Consider the following 3,673-nt stretch of genomic DNA (forward strand, 5'->3'; position numbering starts at 1 on the left):
AGCATTCAAAATATATACTTAAATAAAAAGAATGAAGTTCGTGTTAATTTAACAAAAGTATTTATAAGTAAAAGACTAGAGATTTCTTACGAAAGATTCTTAAATAAAAAACTCTCAACGGGTTTGAGTATATTATTTTTGGAAAGAAATATAAACGAATTTCCTAATTTTTACTGTAATGATTGTTATAATAATGCAAAAACAAATGATTATCAAATTATACCTTATGTTAGATATTCATTTTCAAAAAACACAAACAGGAATTGGTATGGGGAAATATTCTCCTCTATAAACAGTGGAAAATATAAAACCATCGACAGGTTATTTGACGGAACATACGGATACTATGACAAAGTTGAAAAAAAATATACTAATGTAGCTTTGGGTTCTTCTATTGGGTATAAATTTTATATCAAAAAAAGATTTGTTGTCGATTTACATTTCGGATTAGCTCCAAACTTACTTAGTCCTAATTATGGTCCTGATGTTGTAACAAGAATTGGCGGAAATGTAGGATATCGATTTTAAAAACAATAAATTATGAGAACATTAAAACATTTTTTACTAGCTATTTTTGGTATTATTTTTTTGTCAAGCACAACATGTGAAAACGATTATAATGATATAAATGTCAAAAACTTATATATCCCAAATCTAATAGAAATCGAGACACAACCAAGTTATAACATGAATGATGTTTTATATATTAATTCTTCTTTTTCTAGATATTTACCCGAAGCTGGATATAGTACACTTTTAGATATTTATAAAACAACCGGTTCCGACAAATATTGTTTTCGTTTTAGTTTAGAAAAAAAATCAGCATACAATACTTGGTCAAATTTAGATATAAATACAAGCTTAATTATCGATAAAGGAGAATTTCAATATGGAGCAATTTGTGTTTTAAATAATGTGACCAATAAATATGAGTTTAGAGCAGGGATTCCTTTGCTCGAAGCTGGTCAATATCGAATTTCTATTGAATCATACTTTAACCAATATTCATATTCAAACAAAGTAAATGTGTATATAAAAACTACCGTAAATGATTTAGATAATGAAGGTTTTTACAATTTTACGGTAAATTAATTACCCAGTCAATTTCACTAAAACCATTCAATTTCAAATACTCATTCGTTAACTTAAAATGATTATTTCCAAACCAAAAACCACGATTAGCACTTAATGGCGAAGGATGTCCAGTTTCTAGAACCAAATGTTTTTCTCTATTTATTTTACTTCCTTTTTTGTGTGCAAAACTTCCCCAAAGTAAAAAAACAACCTGTTCAGAATTTTCTGAAATGTACTGAATAACTGCATCAGTAAAAACATTCCATTTCAGGTGTTTGTGGCTATTAGCCAAATCTTTTCTAACAGTCAATGAAGCATTTAAAAGTAAAATTCCTTGCTTTGCCCAAGATTCTAAACTACCAGAAGTTGGCGAAAAAATTCGGTCATATTCAGTATTTATTTCGAAAAAAATATTCTTTAATGAAGGCGGAATTTTCACACCATCATTCACCGAAAAACACAAACCATTAGCTTCACCATCTCCATGATAAGGATCTTGACCAATAATAACAACTTTCAAAGTTGCAAAATTACAAAAATTGAAAGCATTAAAAATGAATTCCTTTGGCGGAAAACAAGTATGATTTTCGTATTCTTCATCAACAGCATTCATCAAATCTTGAAAATAAGGTTTCTCTTTTTCAGTTTCAAAAAAATCAGACCAAGAATTAGCTTTAATTATAGGTAACATTTATATTTTTTTACAAATATAAGCACTTTGATTCATTACTACTCTTAAACTTTGTAACTTTGAGCCTTTGCAACTTAGAACCTTTGCAGCATAAAAAAATGATTTCAATTACCGAAAAAACACTACAAGATTTACAATTTTCTACCATTTTAGAAACAGTTTCTAGCATTTGCAATACTGATATTGGTAAGGAAAAAGCTTTAACAATAACACCTTACAAAGACGAAGAATCTTTGATGACTGCTTTGCATCAAACATCAGAATATATTGCTTCTTTTCAAAACAACAATGCCATTCCTAATCATGGTTTTGATGCAATCACTTACGAAATAAAATTTCTAGGTATCGAAGATAGTTTTCTAGAAGTAGGAAGTTTTCGGAAAATTGCCACTTTATCTGAAAATACCAATGTTTTACTTCAATATTTCAGGAAATTTGAAGATTATTATCCCAATTTATATAAAAAATCAAGCCAAATTGAACTTACAAAAACCATTATCAGTTGCATAGATGATGTGGTAGATAAATATGGTGAGATAAAAGACAATGCTTCTCCAGACTTATTAAATATTCGTCGCGATATGAATGTTGTTCGTGGAAAAGTGAACCAAAGTTTTGGGATGGCGCTAACACAATATAATGGTTTGGGTTACTTAGACGATATTAAAGAAAGTTTTGTTAATAACCGTAGGGTTTTAGCAGTTTTGGCTATGTATCGCCGTAAGGTAAAAGGAACAATTTTAGGAAGCTCGAAAACAGGAAGTTTGGCATTTATAGAACCAGAAGCCACGTTAAGATATTCTCGAGAATTAAGTAATTTAGAATATGAAGAAAAAGAAGAAATTACTCGAATTTTAAAGCAACTAACCAATGTAATTCGTCCATTTTTGTCATTATTAATTCAATATCAAGATTTTTTAAGTGATATCGATGTGATTGCTGCCAAAGCAAAATATGCCAACCGAATAAATGGTATTTTGCCAAAAATAACCAAAGAAAGAAGAATATATTTTCGTGATGCCTTCCACCCTATTTTGTACTTAACAAATAAAGCTAAAAACGAAATTACGCATCCACAAACCATCGAATTTGATTCTAAAAACAGAATCATTGTAATTTCTGGACCAAATGCTGGAGGAAAAACTATTTCGTTAAAAACCGTTGGATTGCTACAATTAATGTTGCAATCTGGTATGTTAATTCCTGTTCACGAACGAAGCGAAACTTGTTTGTTTGATAGAATTTTGACAGATATTGGCGACAACCAATCTATTGAAAATCATCTGAGTACATACAGTTATCGATTAAAGAACATGAACTACTTTCTGAAAAAATGTAATGCAAAAACATTATTTCTTATCGATGAATTTGGTACAGGTTCCGATCCTGATTTGGGTGGTGCTTTAGCAGAAATTTTCTTAGAAGAATTTTACCACCGTGAAGCTTTTGGCATAATTACAACACATTATACTAATCTTAAAATCCTAGCCGATGAACTACCATTTGCTACTAATGCCAATATGCTTTTTGACGAAAAATCTTTAGAGCCCATGTACAAGTTGGCTTTGGGACAAGCAGGAAGTTCTTTTACATTTGAAGTAGCTCAAAAAAATGGGATTCCGTTTGGATTAATTAATCGTGCCAAAAAGAAAATAGAAACAGGTAAAGTTCGTTTTGACAAAACCATTGCCAATTTGCAAAAAGAACGTTCTAAAATGGAAAAAACTTCGATTAATTTGAAAGAAGAAGAAACCAAAGCACGTGAAGAAAGCAAAAAAATGGAAACTATAAATGCAAAAGTCAAACAAAAATTAGAAAATTATCAAGAATTGTATGATAGTAACCAGAAAACCATTTATTTAGGACAGAAAATAGAAGCTATTTCAGAAAAATATTTTAATAATAAAA

At 29.6% G+C, this 3,673-nt stretch carries 4 protein-coding genes; 3 read left to right on the top strand and 1 reads right to left on the bottom strand.

The features are described from left to right. Positions 1–528 (top strand): hypothetical protein (locus ACH2BG_RS06070; RefSeq protein WP_395046823.1); only part of this gene is annotated, 528 nt, incomplete at its 5' end. Positions 529–540: 12 nt separating this feature from the next. Next, positions 541–1,092, top strand: a complete 552-nt coding sequence (locus tag ACH2BG_RS06075) for a hypothetical protein (RefSeq protein WP_395046824.1) — start codon at positions 541–543, stop codon at positions 1,090–1,092. Here ACH2BG_RS06075 and ung read toward each other — a convergent pair. Then, positions 1,079–1,765: a uracil-DNA glycosylase gene (gene ung, locus ACH2BG_RS06080; RefSeq protein WP_395046825.1), complete on the bottom strand. Its 687-nt coding sequence runs from the start codon at positions 1,763–1,765 to the stop codon at positions 1,079–1,081. The two genes, ACH2BG_RS06075 and ung, sit on opposite strands and share 14 nt — an antisense overlap. Positions 1,766–1,863: 98 nt before the next feature. Between ung and ACH2BG_RS06085 the strand changes: the two genes are divergently transcribed. Then, positions 1,864–3,673 (top strand): DNA mismatch repair protein MutS (locus tag ACH2BG_RS06085; RefSeq protein ID WP_395046826.1); only part of this gene is annotated, 1,810 nt, incomplete at its 3' end.

Origin of the sequence: Flavobacterium sp. (genome assembly GCF_043779715.1) — a bacterium.
GTDB lineage: Bacteria > Bacteroidota > Bacteroidia > Flavobacteriales > Flavobacteriaceae > Flavobacterium.

Bases quoted from the DNA above. Each gene is read 5' to 3' on its own strand.
- ACH2BG_RS06075 (WP_395046824.1), top strand. From the start codon at position 541: ATGAGAACATTAAAACATTTTTTACTAGCTATTTTTGGTATTATTTTT.
- ung (WP_395046825.1), bottom strand. From the start codon at position 1,765: ATGTTACCTATAATTAAAGCTAATTCTTGGTCTGATTTTTTTGAAACT.